19 protein-coding genes are annotated in these 21,669 nt (G+C 59.4%); 17 read left to right on the top strand and 2 right to left on the bottom strand.

What is annotated here, in order from left to right; all coding sequences use genetic code 11:
• Positions 1-55 precede the first annotated feature (55 nt).
• The 17 genes from G5149_RS08250 to G5149_RS08330 all read left to right on the top strand — a co-directional run bounded on the left by G5149_RS08250 (position 56) and on the right by G5149_RS08330 (position 19,759).
• The gene (locus G5149_RS08250) at positions 56-727 is read left to right on the top strand and encodes a type II secretion system protein (protein WP_421212227.1); all 672 of its coding nucleotides are present in this window, start codon (positions 56-58) and stop codon (positions 725-727) included.
• Between the two features lie 14 nt (positions 728-741).
• The gene (locus tag G5149_RS08255) at positions 742-1,179 is read left to right on the top strand and encodes a prepilin-type N-terminal cleavage/methylation domain-containing protein (RefSeq protein WP_139409366.1); all 438 of its coding nucleotides are present in this window, start codon (positions 742-744) and stop codon (positions 1,177-1,179) included.
• A 56-nt stretch (positions 1,180-1,235) separates the two neighbouring features.
• Entirely contained in the window at positions 1,236-1,724 is a 489-nt protein-coding gene (locus tag G5149_RS08260) for a prepilin-type N-terminal cleavage/methylation domain-containing protein (protein ID WP_337073119.1), read from the top strand.
• Positions 1,711-2,334 carry a type II secretion system protein gene (locus G5149_RS08265; protein WP_337073120.1) on the top strand — a complete coding sequence of 208 codons (624 nt, stop codon included), beginning with the start codon at positions 1,711-1,713 and terminating at the stop codon, positions 2,332-2,334. The genes G5149_RS08260 and G5149_RS08265 overlap by 14 nt, the downstream gene beginning before the upstream one ends.
• Positions 2,334-3,263 carry a type II secretion system protein gene (locus G5149_RS08270; protein ID WP_216979619.1) on the top strand — a complete coding sequence of 310 codons (930 nt, stop codon included), beginning with the start codon at positions 2,334-2,336 and terminating at the stop codon, positions 3,261-3,263. Before G5149_RS08265 ends, G5149_RS08270 begins: the two co-directional genes overlap by 1 nt.
• 37 nt (positions 3,264-3,300) lie before the next feature.
• Entirely contained in the window at positions 3,301-3,726 is a 426-nt protein-coding gene (locus tag G5149_RS08275) for an MSHA biogenesis protein MshP (protein WP_216954499.1), read from the top strand.
• Entirely contained in the window at positions 3,723-7,379 is a 3,657-nt protein-coding gene (locus G5149_RS08280; protein WP_216979617.1) for a DUF6701 domain-containing protein, read from the top strand. Before G5149_RS08275 ends, G5149_RS08280 begins: the two co-directional genes overlap by 4 nt.
• A 204-nt stretch (positions 7,380-7,583) precedes the next feature.
• The gene (locus G5149_RS08285; protein WP_005340051.1) at positions 7,584-8,624 is read left to right on the top strand and encodes a rod shape-determining protein; all 1,041 of its coding nucleotides are present in this window, start codon (positions 7,584-7,586) and stop codon (positions 8,622-8,624) included.
• A gap of 42 nt (positions 8,625-8,666) precedes the next feature.
• Entirely contained in the window at positions 8,667-9,560 is an 894-nt protein-coding gene (mreC, locus tag G5149_RS08290; RefSeq protein ID WP_421212228.1) for a rod shape-determining protein MreC, read from the top strand.
• A complete protein-coding gene (gene mreD, locus G5149_RS08295) occupies positions 9,560-10,045 on the top strand; it encodes a rod shape-determining protein MreD (RefSeq protein ID WP_005342908.1) in 486 nt (161 codons plus the stop codon). Before mreC ends, mreD begins: the two co-directional genes overlap by 1 nt.
• 2 nt (positions 10,046-10,047) lie before the next feature.
• Positions 10,048-10,635, top strand: a complete 588-nt coding sequence (locus G5149_RS08300) for a Maf family protein (RefSeq protein ID WP_005342909.1) — start codon at positions 10,048-10,050, stop codon at positions 10,633-10,635.
• 95 nt (positions 10,636-10,730) lie between these two features.
• The gene (rng, locus tag G5149_RS08305) at positions 10,731-12,200 is read left to right on the top strand and encodes a ribonuclease G (protein WP_005340056.1); all 1,470 of its coding nucleotides are present in this window, start codon (positions 10,731-10,733) and stop codon (positions 12,198-12,200) included.
• Entirely contained in the window at positions 12,201-16,094 is a 3,894-nt protein-coding gene (locus G5149_RS08310; protein ID WP_421212229.1) for a YhdP family protein, read from the top strand. It begins immediately after the preceding gene.
• 34 nt (positions 16,095-16,128) lie between these two features.
• Positions 16,129-16,449 carry a Dabb family protein gene (locus tag G5149_RS08315; protein ID WP_337073122.1) on the top strand — a complete coding sequence of 107 codons (321 nt, stop codon included), beginning with the start codon at positions 16,129-16,131 and terminating at the stop codon, positions 16,447-16,449.
• A 25-nt stretch (positions 16,450-16,474) separates the two neighbouring features.
• Positions 16,475-17,281 (top strand): carbon-nitrogen hydrolase family protein, encoded by an 807-nt coding sequence (locus G5149_RS08320; RefSeq protein WP_421212230.1) that lies wholly within the window; start codon positions 16,475-16,477, stop codon positions 17,279-17,281.
• A gap of 133 nt (positions 17,282-17,414) precedes the next feature.
• Positions 17,415-18,863, top strand: coding sequence for a metalloprotease TldD (gene tldD, locus G5149_RS08325; RefSeq protein WP_421212231.1), 1,449 nt, complete (start codon positions 17,415-17,417; stop codon positions 18,861-18,863).
• 32 nt (positions 18,864-18,895) lie between these two features.
• Entirely contained in the window at positions 18,896-19,759 is an 864-nt protein-coding gene (locus G5149_RS08330; protein ID WP_005342915.1) for an SIS domain-containing protein, read from the top strand.
• Between the two features lie 68 nt (positions 19,760-19,827).
• Here the strand turns inward: G5149_RS08330 and G5149_RS08335 are convergent, their stop codons facing one another.
• Together G5149_RS08335 and G5149_RS08340 are read right to left on the bottom strand one after the other, a co-directional pair.
• Positions 19,828-20,463, bottom strand: a complete 636-nt coding sequence (locus G5149_RS08335) for a DUF2057 domain-containing protein (protein WP_421212232.1) — start codon at positions 20,461-20,463, stop codon at positions 19,828-19,830.
• Positions 20,464-20,504: 41 nt separating this feature from the next.
• The gene (locus G5149_RS08340) at positions 20,505-21,578 is read right to left on the bottom strand and encodes a porin (protein WP_337073126.1); all 1,074 of its coding nucleotides are present in this window, start codon (positions 21,576-21,578) and stop codon (positions 20,505-20,507) included.
• Between the last annotated feature and the right edge of the window lie 91 nt (positions 21,579-21,669).

Genomic DNA, 21,669 nt, shown 5'->3' on the forward strand with positions numbered 1-21,669 from the left:
ACTACATGATTTTTTTAGGTCTGCATGAAATAATATCGGCCATTACCAAGGGAGCATGAAAATGAAACCAATGGCACCAACAATGCCGGAAAACGGGATGAGAAGACGGTCTGCCGGCTTTTCCCTCATTGAGCTGGTGATCGTTATCGTGATCCTGGGGATCCTGGCGGTGACTGCACTGCCGCGCTTTCTCGATGTGACTGACGAAGCGAAGAAGGCCAGCGTGGAAGGGGTCTCTGGCGGTTTTGCTACCGGCGTTTCACTGGTACGGGCGCAATGGGAGGCGGAAGGTCGCGCCAAACAGGACAGCCTAAATACCGTGCTCTATGACGGTAGTCGCTTCTATCTGACCACACCAACCGATACCCAGATCAGCAACGGCGAGCTGTCGCCTGGCTATCCCATGGATACCGTTGCAAGCGGTAATCCCGATGTGGATCCGGCCAATCTGACCGCCGAACGTTGTCTCAATATTTGGGAGGGGTTACTGCAAAACCCGCCCAAGGCTACGGCCAGCTTCAATGAAGTGCGCGGTAGCGGCAATGACCTGAAATACTATGCCACAGTGAGCAGTAATGGACTGGATTCGGTCTGCCGTTACTATTTGGTCAATAGTTTGAGTAAGGGCAGTGATGGCAAGTATCAGGATCCGCAAGGCAAGACTGATGCATTTATGAGTTTCAGTTACCGTCCGGCGTCCGGTCAGGTGACCACAAATATTAATTAACAGAGGAAAGTGAAATGAAAAAACAGGCGGGTTTTACCCTGATCGAACTGGTTATCGTGATCATCATTCTGGGTATTCTGGCGGTCACCGCTGCACCCAAGTTCCTGAATTTGCAGGATGATGCTCGTAAAGCAGCTGCAGATGGTGTCAAAGCATCTCTGCAAAGCTCTTCCCAGTTGGTATATAGCAAAGCTGCAATTCTGGGAATTGAGGGTACCTCTGGTGCTGTTTCTGTAGCCGGTACCACAGTTAACACCAAATTTGGTTACCCACTCACCACAGATGCAGGTAAAACTGTTGCTCTGGATGGCTGGAGTGAAGTGTCTGGTACTCCTGGTACTTTTAAACCCAGCAACGAACCTAACAGTAAGTGTGCTGTGACTTATGCGAATACTATTACTGCTGTAGGTGGCGTACCCTCCATCGCAGTAAGTACTGAATGCGGTAAATAATGATTAAAAAGGCGAGGCTTCGGCCTCGCTTTCTCTTTTCCCTGATGAGAAGTCCCATGCCTGCAACCAAGGGCTTTACCCTGATTGAACTGGTACTGGTGATCCTGTTACTCGGGATTCTGGCCGCCTTTGCCGTGCCAAAATGGCTGGGCAAAGGCGGCTTTGAAACTCAAACCGTGCGTGACGAGCTGCTTACCCGGCTGCGGCTGGTACAGACCGTCAATATGCACGAACCGGCCAATCGTTGTACCTCACTGCGGGTTGACGAGGGCCAGTTTGGCCACAGCACGCTCTCCCCTTGTGGTGATCCTGCGGCTATATCGAGCTGGAACGCTAATCAGCTCACCCGTGGCCGTCCGGTGACCCTGTCAGCCGGGATCTCCCTCTCCTCGAACAAGGGCACGCCTCCTTTTGTTATCCGCTTTGATCAGATGGGCCGCCCGCTCGGTAGCTGCGCCGGTGGCTGCGAGCTGCAAGCCACAGATGGTCGCGAAACCAGCCGCATCCAGATTGAGTCTGAGGGGTTTATCCATGAGATCCCTTAAGCGTGGTTTTACCCTGATTGAGCTGATCGTCGGCATCGTGCTGCTGGCCGTGGCCTTGACCGGTATGTTGGGGTTACTTATCAATCAAGCACCTCAGGCAGTGGAGCCGGTGCAGCAGGTGCGCGCCGCCCAGCTTGCCCAGCGCCTCTCCGGCGAGATCCTGCAAAAGTCGTTTGATGAACATTCGGATCATAACGGTGGTCGTTATCGTTGTGGCGAGACCTTTAATGGCCAATTTTATGGGGATTGCAGTTGCCCTGTTGGCGTGGCATGTACCCAGCAACCTCCTGCTCCGACGATTGCTGGTTGGCAGCCTAGTCAATATGGTCCTGATGGTGAGCCCGCATCCTATGCCTATAACGATGTGGATGATTTCGATACCGCAGGTAATTGGGTGGATGCCAACAGCCTGACTCAGACTGCAGCGGGAGTCGGCGGTGAGGAGTATCGCAACTATCAGGTGAAAATTGTGGTGAGCGGAGCCGATTTCAGCGACGGCACCTTCAAGAGTTGTGCCGCACCCTGTTCTGTGGGTAAGCGTATTGATCTGCAGATCAAGCTACCGGATCAGAGCGTGCTCGACTTCTCCTTCTACCGGGGGAACTACTGATGGATCGCTCTGCTGTCGGGGGTTGCCTCTCTACCAGAATATCAGCGCCCCTAGCCAACTCCGGCGCCAGATTACGCCTGGTGGCCAATCGAACCTACCACAAACCTCGGGGTAACCGTGGCTTTACCCTGGTCGAGCTGGTGATGGTCATCCTGCTGCTCGGGATAATGGCGACCTTTACCAGCCAGTTTATCGGTATCGGTACCCAGATTTATGGCGATGCCAGCAGCCGTGAGCAGCTGATGAGCGATGCCCGCTTCGCCATGGAGCGGCTTAACCGCGAACTGCGCGATGCGGTGCCGGGATCGGAGCGGATCGAGACGACTGGCGGGGCATGGGTCGACTCCGGTGCCTGTCTGCGGTTTTGGCCCATCAGCACCTCCAGCCGCTATCTGGCGCTTAACCGTGCTATGTCGGGGAGCACGGCCACCCTTGAGCTGGTGATGGCGACCCCGGCTTCTGCTGCCAACCCACTGGATGTGGATGCCACCGCCGTCAAAAAAAATGATCAGCTGATCGTCTTCCCTGTGCCGGACAAAAATGCCGGTTCGCTCACGGCTGGCTGCGATTATGGCCGCTGCGTGGCCAAGGTCACGGATGTGCTGACGCCCGTATCCGGAGCGCAAACCATCCGCTATACCAGTGCCGAGAGCCTGGCTGGTCTCTCTCCGGGCAGCCGGGTCTACTTTGCCAACCAGCAGGTACGTTACTGTGTGGAAGGAAACACGCTGATCCGTGCCACTGCCCCCATTGGAGCATCCTTACCTGCACAAGGCGTATTGATGGCCGATTCCCTTCGTATTGGAACCTTCTATCGGGAAACCTCGGCGTTTAACGCCGAAGGGGAGTTTGGCATGCGCTTTGTGTTCGAACGCAAGGGGGAGTCGGTCACCTTCAACCACAAGATCGAGGTGTTCAATGTCCCGTGATGCACTCCCGGCAGGACGGATGCGTGGTAGCGCCCTGATGATCGCCCTGTTTGTGATCGTGGTGATGGCGCTGCTGGCGGCCGCCATGGGCCGTTTTCTGGTCGACAGTAGCGAGAAAAATACCGTGGAGGTACGCAGTGTGCGTGCTCTGCTGGCCGCCCAGAGCGGGCTGGAGATTGCTCTGTATCAGCTGTTTCCGAACCGGCCTGCTGCGCCATCTCCCCAGGATCGTTGTGACTGGATCAGCCCGACCCCCTCGTTCACCGGCGTTACCGGTCTGGTGCAGTGCCAAGTTGCTGTGCGTTGCACTCAGGTTCCGGTGACCTATAACGGTGCCGTGACTAATGGCTATCGTCTCGAGAGTGTCGGAACCTGTGGTTCCTCTGAACTGGATAGTGCGAGTCCCGATTTTGCCGTGAGCAGAACTCTGATGCTTGAAGCGTATGACGGAGGCGGACAATGAAATGGGTATGGGCGCTTGCCCTCTTTACTGGCCATGTCTGGGCCTTCGACCCTATCGACACAGGCACGCTCTTTCCGGATGTGGTGCAAGGGCATCATGGCAACAACAATAACGTTTGCCATCAGATTAGCGGCTACCAGCTTAGCCAACTCAACAACGCCAAGATCAACGGTTCCGGCGGTTTGCCTCTCAACTTCTGCTCCATCCAGCCGGATCAGAACAATACGCCGCGCTGCGATGATGGTACTGGCGGCTACATGGTTTGTAGCGTTACTGGCAAAGATATCCGCGGGCTGTCCCTGAGCGGGAATAATGCTTTTCCCGCCATCACCTCCAATTCGACCCAGCTCTGTTCGTTCGGTGCGCAAACGGCTTCCAGTACCTCTTATGGTGCGATGACGGTAGAAAACTGCACTATGACGTTCCCCAGCCGCAGCACCTACCTGATCAAGACGCTGACAGTGCGCAACAACGCGATCCTGGTGCTGGGGGAGGGGGATTACTTCATCGACAAGCTGATTCTGGACAGCGGTACCATCCGTCTCTCAGGCAGTGGCACCACCCGGATTTTCGTCAATCAGGATGTCAAGCTGGTCAATACGGTCAATATCAATGCCAATAATCAGGGCAGTCTCATCTGGGTTAACTATAACGACATGGTGATCGACAACCGCACCACGTTTTATGGTTATCTCTATGCCGATGGGAAGCTCACCATGAACAATAATGCCACCGTCTATGGCAGGGTGACGGCCCGCTATCTGGCCATGGATGCCCAGTCCAGCATCAATGAAGCGGTACTTCCGCCGATGCTGACCTGTTTTGTCGACGGTTTCGAAAGCAGCCAGATCAACCCCGACAGTTGGGTCGTGGCTCAGCGCAACAACAGCACATTGCCATCGGTGCAGAATGGTCGCCTGCGTCTTACCCAGAACGTCACCAACCAGGCCACGTCGGCCACTTTCCAGCGCCTCTTCCCCGGGGCTGGTAACCTGGTGACGGTCGAGTTCGATCAATACGCCTACAAGACTTCCGGCACAAGCGGGGCGGATGGCATGGCGGTGGTGCTCTCGGATGCCACCCTGACGCCACAACCAGGTGCGTTTGGTGGCCCCCTAGGATACGGTTTCAAGACCGGGATCAGTGGTTTTGCGGGCGGCTGGCTTGGTGTCGGGATCGACGAATACGGCAACTACGCCAATGAGGGGGGGTCTTATAATATCGGCTCCCGACCGCAGGCCGTATCTATTCGCGGATCCGGCTCCGGTACCTCCGGTTACCGCTACCTGGCCGGAACCGCCAGCAATCTCAACCCGACCGTCGACAGCGGTACCAACAGCAATCGCCCCCACCGCTATCGCATTACGGTCGACTCTCGCACGGCGGGCAACTCGGTGGCCACCGTCGAACGGGATAGCGGTGACGGGTTTCGTACGCTCGTTGGTCCAATCAACATGACGAGCCAGACCGGCCAAGCGACAGTACCGGGCAACTTCCTGCTGTCATTGACTGGGTCCACCGGGTCGGTGACCAACTTCCACGAGATCGATAACGTGCGGATCTGTGCGCTGCGTTCCAGTCCAGTGGGCACCCAGATCGATCATTTCGAATTCGATCACAGCGGCAATGCGCTGACCTGCAACCCTGAAACCCTGACCATTCGGGCCTGTGCCAATGCCGACTGCAGCCTGTTGGTGACCGAGCCCGTGACTGCCACCCTGCAACCCGCAACGAGTACCAGCGGTGGTTGGGTGGGAGGCAATCAAGTGAGCTTCAGCGGAGGAACCACCACGCTGGCGCTGCGACAGAATACCGCCGGTACGGTGACCGTCGGGGTCAGCGGCTCGACGCCCTCGACCAAACCGTTGAGTACCACCCTGTGCCGGGTTGGCGGTGGCGCCAAGAGTGCGGCTGCCTGTACGCTCACCTTTGCCGACAGCGGATTTATCTTCGACGTGCCCGACACCTACTCGAACCAGCCGCAGACGGTGACCATCAAGGCGGTCAAGAAGAGCGACGTGACCAGGCAGTGCGTGCCGGGGTTTGCCAACCAGAGCAAGAGCGTCAAGTTCTGGGGTAGCTATATCACCCCCACCAGTAACCCCTATAACAGCCAGATGAGCGTCAACAGCAGTACGATAGGTGCCAGTCAGGGCGCTGCAACGCCGCTCTCCCTCGCATTCGATGCTCAGGGGCAGTCGACCATAACGGTTAAGTACCCGGACGCGGGCAAGGTGCAACTGGATGCCCGTTATGATGGTACCGGCAGTGAAGCCGGTCTGGTGATGCTCGGCGCGGATCAGTTTGTAGCGCGTCCGGTGGGCTTGTGCATTACCCCTCCGCAAGGGGTATGCGCGGCAGGTGATAGCAGCTGTCCAGTCTTCAAAAAAGCGGGGGAGACGTTTCAGGTAGATATCAAGGCGATGGCCTGGGAGTCGGCTAATGATGGGGATATCTGCGCAGGAAATCAGACTACGCCCAACTTTGTGCTGAGTGGCATTGGCTTGGGTAGCACCTTGGTGGCACCAAGCCCCGGCTCCAATGCCGTATTGGGTACTTCTACTTACAACCACGTGGCAGCGACCAACAGTGTCAATAGCCTTAGCCAGACTGTGAGCGAGGTGGGAGTGTTCCGGATGACGGCGACGCCACCAGCCAATGGCTACTTCAATTACACCATCCCATCAGCCCAGAGCCAGCCGGTGGGGCGTTTTATTCCTGCCGACTTCAATCTGGTCAGCGGTGATATCGTGCCGGCCTGCAATGCGTTCTCCTACATGGGCCAGCCCTTTGGCATTGCGTTGGATGTGCTGGCTCGTAACACGACGGGTGTACAGACCCTGAATTATACGGGGCCCTTTGCCAAGGGGAGTGCTTTTATCTCGGTTGCCAATAACCTGGATGGTAAATCCCTGTCGAACCGCTTGCGCAGTTTGCAGCCGTTGCCATGGCTAAATGGCCGGGCGACTTTGACTGCCGGTAGCAGCGAGTTTGTGCGCCTCTCTGACACGCAACCGGATGGTCCCTACAACTCTTTGCTGTTTGGCCTTTATATGAGGGATAACGATGGCGACAGAACGCTGATTGCCAGCCCGAATTTCAATGATGCCGTAGTGGGTAACTGCAGTGGCCGCGGTTGTAATGCCCGTTTAATCGACAGTGTGCCAATGAAAGCCTATTTCGGCCGCCTGCAGGCGGGCACGGAGGCAGGCCTGGCCTCGGCGCCGCTGGCCATTCCGCAGCAGATGCAATATTACGAAGCGGGCAACTGGTTGTTGAACAAGGAAGATCAATGTACCCAGCTCTCTTTGGCCAATCAGGGGTTCACTTTCCTCAACCCGAGTCACACCTTTGATGGGGCCAGCCGTGACCTGGAGCTGGGGGCGGGTCGCAAGATAAAGCTGGGGTTGGGCAGTTCGGCACCGGGTGGGGAGGCTGCACTGGCGAAAGACGGGGAGATCCTGTTCCACTTTGCCAAGCCGGACATCTCGGTGCGCATCCCCTACAAGGTCGATTTGGCAAAACAGCCATCATCGCCACTCTGGTTGTCTGACCCAACGAGTGCCAATGACGGCAACCTGCAGGGGGAGGCCATTTTCGGCTCCAGCCGTGGTAATGACAGAATTATTTATCGGCGCGAAGTATTGCATTGAATAATGTGAAAGGGGGGATGGCTCAGCAGCATCCCCCTAAATCCTTGTTTATTAGTGTTTGCAAGCGTGTGCGAGTGAGTGATGACTCGCATTTTTGTCGCGCCTGATTGATTGGCGACAGTTTGAGCGCTTGCCGATTGGGGTGGGCATTGGTAAAGTTAGCCGGTTTTCTGCACCTCCAAATTCTTAGGATTTCCCGTAGCCATGTTCAAAAAGCTCAGAGGCGTCTTTTCCAACGATCTGTCGATCGATTTGGGAACTGCCAACACCCTGATCTATGTAAAAGATCAAGGGATCGTCCTTAACGAACCCTCAGTTGTCGCCATTCGCCAAGAGCGCGGGAACGCCAAATCGGTCGCTGCTGTCGGTCATGCCGCCAAGCAGATGCTGGGCCGTACCCCGGGCAACATCTCCGCGATCCGCCCGATGAAAGACGGCGTGATTGCCGATTTTTACGTGACCGAGAAGATGCTGCAGCACTTCATCAAGCAGGTTCACGACAACAACTATTTCCGCCCCAGCCCGCGTGTGCTGGTGTGTGTACCGTGTGGCTCCACTCAGGTTGAGCGTCGTGCCATCAAGGAGTCCGCTCTGGGTGCAGGTGCCCGCGAGGTTTACCTGATCGATGAGCCTATGGCTGCTGCCATCGGTGCCGGCCTGCCGGTGTCCGAAGCAACCGGTTCCATGGTGGTTGATATCGGTGGTGGTACTACCGAAGTAGCCATCATCTCCCTGAACGGTGTGGTCTACTCCCAGTCCGTCCGTATCGGTGGCGACAAGTTTGACGAAGCCATCATCAGCTACGTCCGTCGCAACTACGGCAGCCTGATCGGTGAAGCCACTGCCGAGCGCATCAAGCACGAGATCGGCTCCGCCTATCCGGGCGAAGAGGTGCGCGAGATTGAAGTCCGTGGTCGCAACCTGGCTGAAGGTGTACCGCGCAGCTTCACCCTCAACTCCAACGAAATCCTGGAAGCGCTGCAAGAGCCGCTGTCCGGTATCGTGGCCGCCGTTATGGTGGCTCTGGAGCAGTCCCCGCCGGAACTGGCTTCCGACATCTCCGAGCGCGGCATGGTGCTGACCGGTGGTGGCGCTCTGCTGAAAGATATCGACCGTCTGCTGATGGAAGAGACTGGCATTCCTGTCGTCGTGGCCGAAGATCCCCTCACCTGTGTGGCCCGTGGCGGCGGCAAGGCGCTGGAGCTGATCGATATGCACGGTGGCGATCTGTTCCACTACGAATAAGACCCAAAGCCGGCCAGCGTGCCGGCTCTTTTTTGACGACCCATGAAACCCATTTTTGGTAGAGGCCCTTCGCTTCAGTTACGGTTGTTTCTCGCCGTCATCATCTCCATTGCTGCCATCGTCGCGGACTCCCGCTTCGGTGTGTTTACCCATGTCCGCGTCTACCTCAGTTCGTTAGTCAGTCCCCTGCAATACATGGCCAATGCGCCCGGTACCCTGCTCGACACCATGTCGACCCAGGTGCAGACCCGTGCCGATCTCATCGAGCAGACCAAGCAGCAGGAGCAACAGCTGTTTACCCTGCGCTCTCGCCTGCTCAAGATGGATCATCTGGAGCACGAGAACCAGCGTCTGCGCGAGCTGCTCGGTTCGCCGGTGCACAAAGAGTCCCGCAAGATGGTGGCCGAGCTGCTGTCGGTGGATTCCGACCCCTTCAGCCATCAGGTGCTGATCAACAAGGGGGCGCTGGATGGCGTCTATAACGGTCAGGCGGTGATCAACGATCAGGGTGTGATTGGTCAGGTGCTCCACGTTGGCTCCACCACCAGTCGCGTGCTGCTGATAACCGACTCCAGCCACGGCATTCCGGTGCGGGTGCTGCGCAACGACTTGCGCGCCATCGCCTCCGGCAGTGGTGAGCTCGACAAGCTGGAGCTGCGCAACCTGCCGCGCAACACCGATATTCAGGTGGGGGATCTGTTGGTCACCTCCGGTCTGGGTGGCCGTTTCCCTGAAGGTTATCCGGTGGCGACCGTGACCCGCTCTGAATATGTGGAGGGCAAGCCCTTCGCCCAGGTCGAGGCCAAGCCGCTGGTCGAGCTGGACAGGCTGCGCTATCTGCTGCTGCTGTGGACCGACAAGAAACCCGAATTACACGATGATGAGAATGGCGAACGGGTGGCAACGGCTGCCTCCGCCGCAGGAGCCACTCGCTGATGCTGCAACCCGCCAGCGGCAGGATCTGGATCTGGATTTCGATCCTGCTGGCTTTGAGCCTGTCGATCCTGCCGCTTCCTTTCGAATTTGATCCATTTCGTCCGGACTGGCTGGCCATGGTGCTCATTTACTGGGCACTGGCGTTGCCGCACCGGACCAACGTCGGCACCGCCTGGGTGGCCGGCCTGCTGCTGGATGTGCTGCTTGGCAGCACCCTCGGCGTGCGGGCCATGGCGATGGCCATCACCACCTATCTGGCAGCATTCCAGTTCCAGAAGATCCGCAACTTCTCCCTCTGGCAACAGGCCCTGATCATCGGTGGGCTGTCGCTGGTAGGCAAGCTGACGGTGTTCTGGGCCGAACACCTGTTTAGCCGGGCCAGCCTCAACTTCGCCTACTTTTGGTCGACGTTGACGACGATGCTAATATGGCCCTGGGTGTTTCTGGTGTTGCGCAAAGTGCGGCGCCGCTTCAATATCAGGTAAATATGAGCAAAAACAACGAACTGCAACTCTATCTTGCATCGGGTTCCCCCCGTCGTCGCGAACTGTTGGCCCAGCTTGGCTATCGTTTTGATGTGCTGAAACTGGATGTGCCGGAGCAACGGGAAGAGGGGGAGAAACCGCAGGATTATGTCTGCCGTCTCGCCCGCGACAAGGCGATGGCTGGTGTGGCGTGTGCGCCGACGGCGTTGCCGGTGTTGGGTGCCGACACCATAGTGGTGCTGGGGGATCGGGTGCTGGAGAAACCGTCCGATCTGCTCGATGCCAAGGATATGCTGGAGGCACTCTCCGGCAAGGTACATCAGGTGATGACCGCGGTGGCGCTGGCCACCCCCGAGCGCTGCGATGTGCGACTGGTCACCACCAACGTGGCGTTTCGCAAGCTGGACGAGGCCGAGATTGAGGCCTACTGGCAAACCGGAGAGCCCTGTGACAAGGCCGGGGCCTACGGCATTCAGGGGATTGCCGGCAAGTTTGTCAGCCGCATCGAAGGCAGCTATAGCGCCGTGGTCGGCCTGCCGCTGCTGGAGACGGATCTATTGATCAAGCAGCATCTGGAACAACACAAGTAATTTTCCGTCAGCTGTGCTCTGCTGCGTTCTTCCTTGCGCGCGTTGTACCGGATTGGCTGTATAAGAATTCAAAACTGGAACAGGCAAGGTTAGTTATGTCGGTAGAACTGCTGGTTAACGTTACCCCCTCCGAAACCCGTGTCGCTCTGGTCGAAAACGGTCTGCTGCAGGAAGTGCATGTAGAGCGTCAGGCCAAACGCGGCATTGTCGGCAACATCTACAAAGGCAAGATCAGCCGGGTGCTCCCGGGCATGCAGGCGGCTTTCGTCGATATCGGTATGGACAAGGCGGCCTTTTTACACGCCTCCGATATTGTGCCCCATACCGAGTGTGTGGCTGTGAAGGAGAAGGAGCAGTTCCAGGTCGGCAATATCGCCGAGCTGGTGCGTCAGGGGCAGGACATCATGGTGCAGGTGGTGAAAGACCCGCTGGGTACCAAGGGTGCCCGTCTCACCACCGATATCACCTTGCCTTCCCGCTATCTGGTCTTTATGCCGGGCAGCGCTCACGTCGGCGTCTCCCAGCGAATCGAGTCCGAAGCGGAGCGGGAGCGCCTCAAGCGCACCGTAGCTGGCTATGTGGATGAGCTGGGTGGCTACATCATCCGTACCGCCGCTGAAGGGGTGGGGGAGCAGGAGCTGGAGCAGGATGCCGCCTTCCTCAAGCGGCTGTGGCGCAAGATCCTCGAGCGCAAGCAGAAGTATCCCCCCTGCAAGATCCTCTACGAGGATCCCAGTCTGGCATTCCGGGTGGTGCGCGATTTCGTCGGCGCAGAACTCGACAAGATCCGCGTTGACTCCCGCCAGAGCTTCGATCAGCTCAAGCGCTTCACCGAAGAGTATGTGCCGGAGCTGGCCAGCAAACTGGAGTACTACCCCGGCGAGTCACCGATCTTCGATCTCTACGATGTGGAGAACGAGATCCAGCGGGCGCTGGAGCGCAAGGTGGAGCTGAAATCCGGTGGCTACCTCATCATCGACCAGACCGAAGCCATGACCACGGTGGATATCAACACCGGCGCCTTTGTCGGCCATCGTAATCTGGAAGAGACCATCTTCAATACCAACGTCGAGGCGACGGCAGCCATCGCTCGTCATCTGCGCCTGCGCAACCTCGGTGGCATCATCATCATCGACTTCATCGACATGCAGTCGGAAGATCACCGCCGCCGGGTGCTGCACAGTCTGGAGCAGGCGCTGTCCAAGGATCGCGCCAAGACCAACGTCAACGGTTTCTCCCAGCTGGGCCTGGTGGAGATGACCCGCAAGCGCACCCGCGAGAGTCTGGAGCATGTGCTCTGCTCCGAGTGCCCCGAGTGCAAGGGACGCGGCCGGGTCAAGACGGTGGAGTCGGTCTGCTTCGAGATCCTGCGGGAGATCATCCGGGTCAACCGTGCCTACGATGCAGATCAGTTCACCGTCTACGCAGCCCCTGCCGTAGCCGACTATCTCCATGGCGAGGAGTCCCACAGTCTGGCGGAGCTGGAAGTGTTTATCGGCAAGCAGGTGCGGGTGGTGAGCGAGCCTCTCTGCGGCCAGGAGCAGTTCGACGTGGTGATGATGTAATTGGTCTATCGCTGGCTGAGTCGGGGCTGGTTAGCCCTGGGGGTCCTGTTCGTACTGCTGGCCATGCTGGTCACCCTGGTGCGGGTCGGGGGCCCTTTGCTGAATCAGTATCGAGAGAGCCTTATCCACACTCTGCTCGGCGATTCGCAAATCAAGGTCAGCGTCGATCAAATTGGACTGAGCTGGACACAATCAGGCCCGGCCCTCGAACTGCAACAGCTCGCCGTTGCCCCCGACTCCAAACGCTATACCGTCAAGCTCGGCAAGGCCTGGGTGCATCTCGACTTCTGGCGCACTATTAACGAGCTAAAGCCGGTGTTTGGCGAGCTGATCCTCAGCGATGGCGATATCACCCTCGACTTGCGCCAACCGGCTGACGACAGCCCTTCCGGCGATCCCCAGCAGGGCGCCCTGCTGCGCTTTCTGCTGACCCAGCTCTCCACCTTTGACATCCATAACACCCGGCTCAATGTCACCACCGCACTGGGCGACATGCGAGCACTCGATATTGCCCAACTGCGCTGGCAGAATCGTGGCAAGCGCCATCAGGGGGTCGGTAAGGCCTATCTCATCAACGGGGTAGGCGAGAGCACCCTGGACCTGATACTCGATGTAGATACGCCACAAGATCGGCTCGATCGCCTCAAGGGGCAGCTCTATCTGGGTGCCCGCCAGCTCGATATTACCCCGACCCTCGCCAGGATCCATGCTGGTGAACCCAAGGTGGCCGGGCAGCTCGATTTCCAGCTCTGGAGCGAGTTTGACAGCGGCAAGCTGGGCAATACCCTGCTGGCCTTTGGCAACAACTACCTGATCTGGAAGGATCCCAAGAAAGGGGAGATGCACCGTTTCGGCCTCGATGGCGGCAAGGTTCAGCTACGCCGCGATGGTGAAAACTGGCAACTGGCCAGCCATGGCGTCACCTTCAAGCTGGATGGTAAACCCTGGCTGCACAGCCGGTTGCAGCTGGAGCGGATCGGTGAGCGGGTGCAGGGCTATGTGCCGCAGATCGATCTCGACCAGCTTGCCCAGCTGAGCCAGCTGGTCTCCGCGATTTATCCTGCCCAGAGCGAGCTGCTCAAGCAGACCAAACCCAAGGGCAAGCTGACAGATTTGACCCTGCAGGCGGATGCCGGGTGGCAGGATATATCCCTCAGCGGCGAGATCGTCAATGTGAGCCTCAATGCCTGGCACGACGTGCCCGGGATGCAGGATCTCGACGGTGAATTCTGGCTCACCCCCAAGGGGGGCAGCGCCAGAGTGGCGCTGGCGAACGACAAGGTGGATCCCGCCCGTCACTTCAAGATGCCGATCCCGGTCGACAACTTCTCGGCCCGCCTCGACTGGTGGCGCGAGGAACAGGGCTGGGTGCTGTACGGGCAGGATATCGCGCTGGATAACCCGGATCTGACCCTGTCCAGCCGTTTCCGCCTCGATCTGTTCGAGCACCCTTTCCTCGCCCTGACCGGTCGCATCGATGTGAAGAATGCGGGCCATGCGGATCGCTACTTCCCGCTGCAGGCGATGGACAAGGGGCTGGTGGATTACCTGAGCGGCGCCATCAAGGGGGGCAAGGCCAAGGGGGCTGACCTGCTCTGGTATGGGGAGTTTCGGGATTTCCCTTATGAGAAAGGTGATGGCATCTTCCAGGTGGCGGTGCCGCTGGAGCGGGCCACCTACGAGTTCTTCCCTGGTTGGCAACCGCTCACCGACCTGCAGATCGATCTCTTGTTCCAGAATGCCGGCCTCGATATGCGCAGCCGCTCCACCCGACTTGGCAAGGCGAGCTCCGACTCGGTGCATGCCTGGATCCCGGATCTCTCCCCAGGCGCCCACCTCTATGTGGATGCCAAGGTGCAGGGGGAGGGTAAGGCCATCAGCGACTACCTGCAGGACTCCCCGCTGGGCAGTTCGGTAGGTCAGGCGCTGCGGGAGATCGAGATCCGTGGCCCGATGGCAGGATCGGTCAAGCTCGATATTCCTCTCGATGGCGAGAGCGAGGTGAAGGCGAGTGGCGATGCCACCTTCAGCAACAACAAGGTGCGGGTCGCCAGTCTGGATCTGCCGCTGGAGAAGGTGCAGGGGCGCCTCGAGTATGACAACCAGCAGACCCGTTTCAGCAACCTCAAGGCGAGCCTGTGGAACCAGCCGCTGACCCTCGACTATCAGGGGCGCCAGCATCAGGATCACTATCAGGTCGACCTCGATTTCAAGGGGCAATGGGATAGCCGCCGCCAACCCGCCGCCATCTCTTCGTACGGTATCCTCAACGGCCGCAGCAACTGGGGCGGCAAGCTCGAGTTGATCTTGCCCGAGAGCAAGCCGTTTAGCTTCCAGCTGGCGCTCGACTCCAACCTGCAGGGGATGGGGCTGGATCTGCCGCTGCCGCTGGCCAAGAGCAGCGCCAGCCGGCTGCCGCTCAAGGTGATCGCCCGTGGCCGGGATGGCAGCGCCGACATTCGCGCCGTGCTGGGGGCTGATGTGGATATGCAGACCCGGCTGGTCTACGGCGAGGGGGTGCCTTATCTCAGTCGGGTGCGGGTTGATATAGGCCAACCGGGTGCCCGGGTAATGCGCGATGCCCCCATGTTGCTTGCCATCAACCAGCAGGAGGCCGATGTGGGCGGCTGGCTGACGCGACTCAAGCAATGGCTGCCAGCGCAGAACCAGACCGGTAATGCGGTAGTCGGCCCTGCCTTCCAGCCACAGGAGTGGTGGGTGGATGGGCAGCTGGCCCGTGCCTATATCGGCAGTGCCACCCTCAAGGCGGCGCGTTTCACCGTGGGACCGACCAATCAGGCGACCGAAGTGATGATCGATAGCCCCGATGTGATGGGGGTGATCCGCCTGCCCGCAGTGGCCAACCGTCCGGTGGATGCCAAGTTTGCCCGCATCTACTGGTCCGGCAAGAGTTCGGATCTCAGCCCGGATCCCGATGCGAAGCAGGATAACGCCATCATGGCTTCGATCCCCTGGCTGACATTCAGCTGTGTCGATTGCCGCTTTGGCGAGTTGCCGCTTGGCGAAGTGAAAGGCGAGCTGCTGCCGGGCGCCAACAAGGTGACTCTCAAGGGGCTGGATATGCGGTTGGCAGGCAGTCAGCTTGCCGGCAGCGTCGACTGGCTGGCCGATGGCAACCGGATGGAGACGCGGGCCCGTGGCAAGCTGACCAGCAACAACAGCGAGCTGCTGCTCAAGCGGCTCGGCTACACCTCCCCCATCGGCGATGCCCCCGGCTCCCTCGCTTTTGACCTGAACTGGCAGGATGTGCCCTATCGCCCGAGCCTGCCGACTCTGGGGGGCAGTGCCAACTATCAGCTGGAGGGCGGCACCCTGCGCGAGGTCAACGACAAGGGGGCGCGGCTGCTCTCTCTGCTCAGTCTCGACTCCCTGCTGCGCAAGCTGCGCCTCGATTTTCGCGATGTGTTCGACAAGGGTTTCTACTTCGAATCCATGTCTGCTTCTGCCACCATCAAGCAGGGGCAGGTCAGCAACAATGATTTCTATATGAAGGGGGCTGCAGGCAATCTGCGCGGCGAGGGGATCGCCGATTTGGTGCGCTGGCGGCTCGACTACGAGCTGAGCTTTTCCCCGAACCTGGGTGGCACCCTGCCGGTGGTGGCGGCCTTTTCCATCACGCCGATCACGGGTCTCTATGTGCTGGCCCTCTCCAAATTGCTGGAGCCGGTGGTGGATGTGGTGACCCGCATCGACTTTCGTATCTCGGGCCCGCTCGACGCACCCAAGCTGATTGAGGCGGGGCGCGATCGCGCACGCATCAAGCTCAACCAGCAGCAGAAAGAGGCGGTCGACGCCGTTGCTCCCAGCCTGCCAACGCAAGAGGTGACCCCTTTCCTGCTGAGCCCCAAACACGCGGGGCCTGCTCAGCGCTGAACGAGCGGCCCGGCACCATCACAAGGAGTGAGCCATGATCCGACATATCCTGCTGATCGCCTTCAAGCCGGACACCAAGCCTGCCCAGATAGATGCGGTGCGTACCGCCTTTCTCGCCATTCCGCATCAGGTCAGCGGTGTGACTGCTGTGGAGTGGGGTGAGAATGACAGCCCGGAGGGGAGGGATGACGGTTTTACCCACACCGTGCTGATGACCTTTGCCGACGAGGCTGCCCGCCAGCGCTATATGCCCCATCCTGATCACGCTGCCCTCAAGGCCATCTTTCGCCCGGTGCTGGCGCGCATCATAGTGCTGGATTACACCCTGCAGGCGGGTGATGCGGTCACCATCTGATGGCCCAAGCGACAAGGAGAGAGTCATGTGGTTAGCCGCAATACAGCTGGTATCTGGCCGTCACTGGCAGGATAACCGGGAGCAGATCGCCGCCGAGCTGGCCGCCTTGCCCAAAGAGCGGCCGCTGCTGGTGCTGTTGCCGGAGAACTTTGCCCTGTTTGGCGAGCGGCAGGGTTATCTGGATGGGGTCGAGACCATAGGTGAGGGCCCGATCCAGCAGCAGCTGGCCGAATGGGCACGAGATTACGGCATCTGGCTGGTGGCCGGGGCTGTGCCGACCACCATCGAAGGTTCCGACCATATCCACACAAGCTCGCTGGTGTTTGACCCAAGCGGTGAGCTCAGGGGCCACTACCACAAGATCCACCTGTTCGACGTGGATGTGGCGGACAATCACGGCCGCTATCGGGAGTCGGAGACCTTCAGCCCGGGGGATGCACCTGTGCTGGTGGACTCCCCGTTTGGTCCCCTCGGCCTCTCGATCTGTTATGATTTGCGCTTTCCCGAGCTCTACCGCCAGTTGGCCCGAGTTGGAGCTCGTGTGCTGCTGGTGCCTGCCGCCTTTACCGCCGTGACAGGCGAGGCGCACTGGGAGCCGCTGCTGCGGGCTCGCGCCATCGAAAACCAGTGCTACGTAGTCGCGGCCAATCAGGGCGGCACTCACGAAACGGGGCGCCAGACCTGGGGCCACAGCATGGTGATCGACCCCTGGGGCCGGGTGCTGGCCAGCAAAGAGTCCGGGCGCGGCACCGTATTGGCGAAGATGGAGCCCGGGCTTATCGACGAATTGAAACGCACCATGCCAGTGCTGCAACACGCCCGTTTGCTCTGATGGTGTGGTGAAAAATTGAAACGCAACCGTTTGCCCGTGCTGGAGCATGCCCGTTTGTTGTGATGGTGTGGCTTGTTGCCAACCCGTCGGCAAGACGATTTAAAACAGCTCGTTACGAGAGTGGAGAAGAAGATTGAGTCTATTGAGCCAGGTTAGTGCCTCCCTGTTGGCCCCGAACGACCTCGACGAAGGGCGCCTGCAGCAGCTGCTCTGCAGCCTGATGAGCCATCAGGTGGAGTTCGGCGATCTCTATTTCCAGCGCAGCTGGCACGAGTCCTGGATGCTGGAAGATGGCATCGTCAAGGATGGCAGCTACAACATCGATCAGGGGGTCGGGGTGCGCGCCGTCAGCGGCGAGAAGACCGGTTTCGCCTACTCGGACGAGCTGAGCCTGCTGGCGCTGCAACAGTCGGTGACTGCCGCTCGCGGCATCGCCGCAGCTGGTGCTCACGGCAAGGTGAAGGCGTGGACTCGCACCGAAGCGAACCTGCTCTATCCGGCCATGGATCCGCTGCAGACCCTCGACAAGCACCAGAAGATCGCCCTACTGGAGCAGATGGACAAGTTCGCCAGAAGTCTGGATCCCGCCATCAATCAGGTGATGGCCTCCATCAGCGGCGTCTACGAAGAGGTGCTGGTGGCCGCCACCGACGGCACCCTGGTCGCTGATGTGCGTCCGCTGGTGCGGCTGTCGGTGACCGTGATCGCCGAGAAGGGGGATCGCCGCGAGCGTGGCAGTGCCGGTGGCGGTGGCCGCTTTGGTTACGACTGGTTCCTCGAACTGGACGGGCTGGAGAGCCGCGCTTTTGGCTATGTGCGTGAAGCGGTGCGTCAGGCGCTGGTCAATCTGGAAGCCATCGACGCGCCAGCCGGCACCATGCCGGTGGTGCTGGGTGCCGGCTGGCCTGGTGTGCTGCTGCATGAGGCGGTGGGTCACGGTCTGGAGGGCGATTTCAACCGCAAGGGCTCTTCCGCATTTGCCGGTCGCATCGGCGAGCAGGTGGCCTCCAAGCACTGCACCATCGTCGATGACGGCACCCTGCCGGGTCGGCGTGGCTCCGTCAGCATAGATGACGAGGGGACGCCGGGTGGCTACAACGTGCTGATCGAGAACGGTATCCTCAAGGGCTATCTGCAAGACAAGCAGAACGCCCGCCTGATGGGTGTGCCACTCACCGGCAACGGGCGCCGCGAATCCTACGCTGCCATGCCGATGCCGCGCATGACCAACACCTACATGTTGGCGGGTCAGTACGATCCGGCCGAGATCATCGCCTCGGTGAAGAAGGGCATCTATGCCCCCAACTTCGGTGGCGGTCAGGTGGACATCACCTCCGGCAAGTTTGTCTTCTCCGCCTCCGAGGCTTACCTCATCGAGGATGGCAAGATCACTGCCCCCATCAAGGGGGCGACCCTGATCGGCAACGGCCCCGAGGCGATGAGCCAGGTCTCCATGGTGGGGAGCGACCTGGCGCTGGATCGCGGGGTCGGCATCTGCGGCAAGGAGGGGCAGAGCGTGCCGGTCGGTGTCGGCCAGCCCACCCTTAAACTGGATCAACTCACCGTGGGTGGCACCCAGTAAGCCTCGACGCAGCACAAGAACAGAGAGAAATCATGCTTACCCTGTCGAAAATATCCAATATCCGGAGCCAGCTCTCTCCTAGCGAGCTCAAGATTGCCGATTACATCCTCTCCTGCCCGGAGCAGGTGACTCGCTTCTCCTCCCAGGAGCTGGCCCAGCAGGCGGAGGTGAGCCAGTCGAGCATAGTGAAGTTCACCCAGAAGATCGGGTTCAAGGGCTTCACCGCCTTCAAGCTGGCGGTTAGCGAGGATCTGGGGCGCAAGCATGCCATCAAGACCGACAATGTCGGTGATCTCTACAATGGCATCGGGCGGGACGATGATCTGGAGACCATGGCCAAGAAGCTGGCGCAGGAGAAGATCAACTCCATCGTCGAGACCACTCAGGCCCTCGACAGTGCTCTGCTGAAGCAGGTACTCGATACCATAGATGGCGCCGGGCGGGTGCAGCTGGTGGGGATTGGCGGTTCGGCACTGACTGCCAAGGATCTCTGGTACAAGTTGCTCAAGATCGGCGTAACTACCCTGTTTGCCCAGGATAGCCATGTGCAGATCTCCATCGCCCAGACCCTGGGGCCGGGTGATGTGCAACTGGTCATCTCCTATTCTGGCGCCAGCCGTGATGTGCTGGCAGCGGCCGAGCTGGCCAAGCGCAATGGTGCCACCCTGATTGCCGTGACTTCGTTCCGGCAAACCCAGTTGCGCCAGATGGCCGACATGGTGCTGGATACGGTGGCGGAGGAGAACGAGTTGCGTATCTCTTCCATCTCCTCACGTACCGCCCAGAACACCATTACCGACATCCTGTTCCTCGGCCTGGTGCAGCGCAGAGACGAGCGAGCCTGGGCACTGATTGACGGTACCCGGGATGCCATCGACCGACTCAACAAGGAGTGAGGTCGGCTCTGCCTCTGTATCATCCGTACAACAAAAAACCACCTGAACAGGTGGTTTTTTGTTGTCTGCTAGAGGTCAAGGGCCCAGCGGATAAAGGCTTTACGCCGCTTGGCATCGGCCGCCAGATAGAGTTCCCGCAGGGTGGCATCCGCCTGCTCCGGCGTAAGTGCCGAAGCGGTATGAATGGTAGTTGCGGCTTGTGTTGCGAAAATGGGGGGCGGACTTGCTGTTGGTGTATGGCTCGCCAGCAGGGCCTGGTAATCGGTGCCCAGACCATCCTGGCTGCGTGGCAGGGCTTGTAGTGTCAGCGGCTGTGATATGCCCTTGTCGTCACTCAGCAGCAGGGTCGGGCTGGCGGCAAACTGGCGGATAGCCGAGGGGCTGGTCAGCACCGGGGTGGTCAGTTGCAGCGTCCCTTGTGCTGGTGCTGTAAGGGTGACCAGCAGAGGAGCTGAGGTCACGCGTCCCGGGCTCTCGTTGGTGGATCGAGGGTCACTTGGGCTGTCAAAGCGCACCAGCAGTCGGGACTCTCCCGCCGGGAGCTCAATGGTCCGGGTGAAGGCCGAGGGTTTGCCCTGTGGCGAGGCGAGCAGGGTGAGGGTATCGGCCAGCTCCAGTCGGGCGGCCGTGGCCGGTACGCTGAGCAGCAGGGCAAACAGGGGGGATAATAGTAGGGGAGAGAGCAGGGAGGATCGTGCCATCATAAGACTCCATAAAGGAGCCGGCCCGCAGGCCGGCAACCAGATCAGAATTCGTAGCGCAGGCCGAGGTGGTAGAAGCTCTCGCTGTTGCTGCTGCCACCAAAGCTGGTGATGGTGCTACCAGCCAGACCATCTTCACCATTGCGGATCACATAGGCGCTGTAGAGGGAAGATCGCGGGGTGAGCTTGTATTGCAGCTCCAGCGTAGTATCGCGCAGTGCCATCTGGTCGCCACCCTCGTTGACGAGGTGACGATAGCCTGCGCGGGCCCCCCACTTCTGGTTGATGTCATACACAGCGGTCAGTTCCCACACCTTGTCTTCACTGTCGGCACGGCCGTCGCGATAGGTCACCTGATCCTTGCTATAGAGGGCACCCAACATCAGAGGGCCGAGATAGTAGCGGGTACCAATCCCGGCGAAGCGATACTCATCGGCATTGGGATCGACCTTGCTGCCACTGCTCTGGGCGGCTTTGGTCTGCTGATACGCCACGACCGGAGCCAGTTTGCCGGCACTGCCCAGATCGAAGGTGTAGCGCAGGGCACCGTTGTAGCCGTAATCGAGATCCGAAGTGCTGTTGCCGAGGATGTAGGCGAGCGAGAGATCCAGATTGCCGAGGGTGTTCTGGTACTGCAGGGTGCCATCCTGACGGAACACCTGCACGGCGGTGGAGTCCACCTTGCTGGCCTGACGAGCCATGGAGACATCAGAGGCCGCAAACACATCGCCAATATCGGTGAACATGATGAGGCCGGAAGAGACGCGCCCGCCGGTCACCTTGCCCCACTGGCCACCGTCGATCCCGGCCCAGACGTAACGGGCAGTGAGATCGCTGCTGTTCTTCTGCACGTTGTTGGCGTATTCGGCTGCATTGACCTGATATTGCGCCATGCCGATCACTGCGACATCGTCATTGACGGTCTGACGGGCGGTAAAGCCGATACGGCCATCGAAGTCACCCTGATCATTGCCGCTCTTCTTGTCGGAAATATTGAAGCCAAGACGACCGTAGAGGTCGACGTTGGAGCCATCGTCAGCCTGATAGATGACGGCCGCATGAGCGGAACCTGTGCCGAGCAGCGCGGGAAGAATCAGAGCAAGCATGGATTTTTTCATTTTTTATCGTTCCTGTACGGGCTCTGTGCCAGAGCCGGGATGAGTTTGGCCATGACCCCGATTGCTCGGGGCCAGACCTTGGCTAGAAATC

The sequence above is a fragment of the Aeromonas sp. 600479 genome (genome assembly GCF_049175515.1).
In the GTDB taxonomy this organism is placed as follows: Bacteria; Pseudomonadota; Gammaproteobacteria; order Enterobacterales; family Aeromonadaceae; genus Aeromonas; species Aeromonas veronii_A.

Coding starts and splice junctions, on each gene's coding strand:
- G5149_RS08250 (WP_421212227.1), top strand. CDS start 56: ATGAAAATGAAACCAATGGCACCAACAATGCCGGAAAACGGGATGAGA.
- G5149_RS08255 (WP_139409366.1), top strand. CDS start 742: ATGAAAAAACAGGCGGGTTTTACCCTGATCGAACTGGTTATCGTGATC.
- G5149_RS08260 (WP_337073119.1), top strand. CDS start 1,236: ATGCCTGCAACCAAGGGCTTTACCCTGATTGAACTGGTACTGGTGATC.
- G5149_RS08265 (WP_337073120.1), top strand. CDS start 1,711: ATGAGATCCCTTAAGCGTGGTTTTACCCTGATTGAGCTGATCGTCGGC.
- G5149_RS08270 (WP_216979619.1), top strand. CDS start 2,334: ATGGATCGCTCTGCTGTCGGGGGTTGCCTCTCTACCAGAATATCAGCG.
- G5149_RS08275 (WP_216954499.1), top strand. CDS start 3,301: ATGATCGCCCTGTTTGTGATCGTGGTGATGGCGCTGCTGGCGGCCGCC.
- G5149_RS08280 (WP_216979617.1), top strand. CDS start 3,723: ATGAAATGGGTATGGGCGCTTGCCCTCTTTACTGGCCATGTCTGGGCC.
- G5149_RS08285 (WP_005340051.1), top strand. CDS start 7,584: ATGTTCAAAAAGCTCAGAGGCGTCTTTTCCAACGATCTGTCGATCGAT.
- mreC (WP_421212228.1), top strand. CDS start 8,667: ATGAAACCCATTTTTGGTAGAGGCCCTTCGCTTCAGTTACGGTTGTTT.
- mreD (WP_005342908.1), top strand. CDS start 9,560: ATGCTGCAACCCGCCAGCGGCAGGATCTGGATCTGGATTTCGATCCTG.
- G5149_RS08300 (WP_005342909.1), top strand. CDS start 10,048: ATGAGCAAAAACAACGAACTGCAACTCTATCTTGCATCGGGTTCCCCC.
- rng (WP_005340056.1), top strand. CDS start 10,731: ATGTCGGTAGAACTGCTGGTTAACGTTACCCCCTCCGAAACCCGTGTC.
- G5149_RS08315 (WP_337073122.1), top strand. CDS start 16,129: ATGATCCGACATATCCTGCTGATCGCCTTCAAGCCGGACACCAAGCCT.
- G5149_RS08320 (WP_421212230.1), top strand. CDS start 16,475: ATGTGGTTAGCCGCAATACAGCTGGTATCTGGCCGTCACTGGCAGGAT.
- G5149_RS08330 (WP_005342915.1), top strand. CDS start 18,896: ATGCTTACCCTGTCGAAAATATCCAATATCCGGAGCCAGCTCTCTCCT.
- G5149_RS08335 (WP_421212232.1), bottom strand. CDS start 20,463: ATGATGGCACGATCCTCCCTGCTCTCTCCCCTACTATTATCCCCCCTG.
- G5149_RS08340 (WP_337073126.1), bottom strand. CDS start 21,578: ATGAAAAAATCCATGCTTGCTCTGATTCTTCCCGCGCTGCTCGGCACA.